The sequence below is a fragment of the Vibrio sp. 1F255 genome, from assembly GCF_041439145.1.
GTDB classification, from domain to species: Bacteria; Pseudomonadota; Gammaproteobacteria; order Enterobacterales; family Vibrionaceae; genus Vibrio; species Vibrio crassostreae_C.
Genome location: NZ_JBGONQ010000078.1, coordinates 1 through 1,683, shown reverse-complemented (window position 1 = coordinate 1,683; position 1,683 = coordinate 1). Strand labels below are relative to the sequence as shown.

2 protein-coding genes are annotated in these 1,683 nt (G+C 42.5%); both read right to left on the bottom strand.

The genetic code is table 11. The features are described from left to right. Positions 1-44: 44 nt before the first annotated feature. Positions 45-992 carry a hypothetical protein gene (locus tag ACED41_RS21480; protein ID WP_371725662.1) on the bottom strand — a complete coding sequence of 316 codons (948 nt, stop codon included), beginning with the start codon at positions 990-992 and terminating at the stop codon, positions 45-47. A gap of 209 nt (positions 993-1,201) precedes the next feature. Next, on the bottom strand, positions 1,202-1,531 hold the full coding sequence (locus tag ACED41_RS21475; protein WP_371725661.1) for a hypothetical protein: 330 nt from the start codon (positions 1,529-1,531) through the stop codon (positions 1,202-1,204). Between the last annotated feature and the right edge of the window lie 152 nt (positions 1,532-1,683).

The window sequence follows — 1,683 nt, the reverse complement described above, 5'->3', positions numbered from 1 at the left end:
ACGGCTAGCTACATATGGTGTCGTTGATCTTCAAGCTGATTTGATCAACAACGCCACCAATACTGTTTATTTGGATCCAACTCTTCTACCCATTCAGGATCTTGACGCGACTCTAAATAGAGTTGTAGGCCGTTATAGGACATGAAAGCTGCAGGGCCGCCGAGGTGCTCGAAATAGTCAAAATACTCATCTTCGAGAGCACAAAGGTGGGCTAAATCTTTAACCTTGTTAGCCAGCGCCCACTGAATGGCAAATACAGGCGCTATTGAGCCTGAAATATTCACCTCTTCGACGTTTGGGTTAAACATTGAATTAGCTTGCTCAAGCAGTATCTCTTCTTGTTCAGACTCTTGTTGTAGTACCTCTTCGACGATCTCCGAGCGCTTGGTATTAGAGACATTCTTGTTCAGCTTGGTGATTCGCAGTGCGTAGCTAAATCGGTCTGATGAAACGATGTCGACAAGCTGCGACAACAGCTCTTTGTCTACGCCTGCTGCCTTGGTGAAATAGTCGATACATGAATTGATTGAGGCATAACGAGTACCGTCAAACTCAAAGCCACTGGTTTCGTCGTATACCTCAAGTGGGATGTCATCAACCGACAAAGGCCAGCCTTTATAATCGACGCGTTGTTTGGCGATTTGATACATCTTCCAAGCGCTGCGCCCAAACCCACCGAGCGTCGAACCCGAGAAATCAGAATCAATAAGCTCTTGCTCCGTCCAGTTCTCACCGATGCCAAGGTGCTTAGCGTACTTGTCTATCAGAGTGTGTTTTATCTGATCGCGCACTGACCAAATTGAGGTTAGGTCTTTCGCATATTTCACACTCACGCACTCTTTACACGCTGGCAGCGCTATCGGCGCATGACCAACCTTGGCAAAAAGCGAAGCGGTTTTAGGAAACTCAACCGTGTGATTAGAAGGCTCACCACAAAACCAACAGGTGTGGCGCAGGTTGAATGGGATGTCTATGTAGGAGTATTGAGTCATTGAACGTCTATCGGCTGAGTGTTGAGGTTGGGGCTATTACGGTAAAACAATTATCTCTGTTCGGGGCAGAGTCGAGGAATTAAACAGGTTATTGAGATGGGAAGTCACCCTGTTTTCTACCTGTCATTCGAGCTTCTATGTACTTGGGGGAGGGGCTCTAAAAAGTGCGTACGATAATACATTCAGCAGCACTTAAGATTAATGCAAAATCATGAATCAGTTAAGTACATATTAAAGCGAATGAATTTATCGTCTTGATACATAATGGATATATCAAATCTAGAGAAACGAGACAACACATGAAATAAACAAGAGCGCTCAAATGTAGATAAACGAGCTAAAAAGGTTACTTGTGAAATTAACTTTCCAGCTGTGGAAAAATTATCATTAAGATTATTAGCTAAAACACATAAAAGTGTTTGTAGGGGATTGTGGTTTAAATCCACTTCTTCAGCCTTTGATAGTATCAACTGTGAGTTGAATTCCTTTTCTAATTCTCTGACTAATAATAAAAACTCTTCCAAGTCTGTAATTTGCAAGTCGGCATTCCAATCCGTTAGCTGTAACAGGAAATTTTTGAGGTCGATTCGTTGTTTTAAAGAAGTGGATAGTAAACTCTTTAGGCGCTTTTTAATACAGGGCGGGATCGCACTTTGTTAACAAATATGATCTAATAGTGCTAAATCCACAA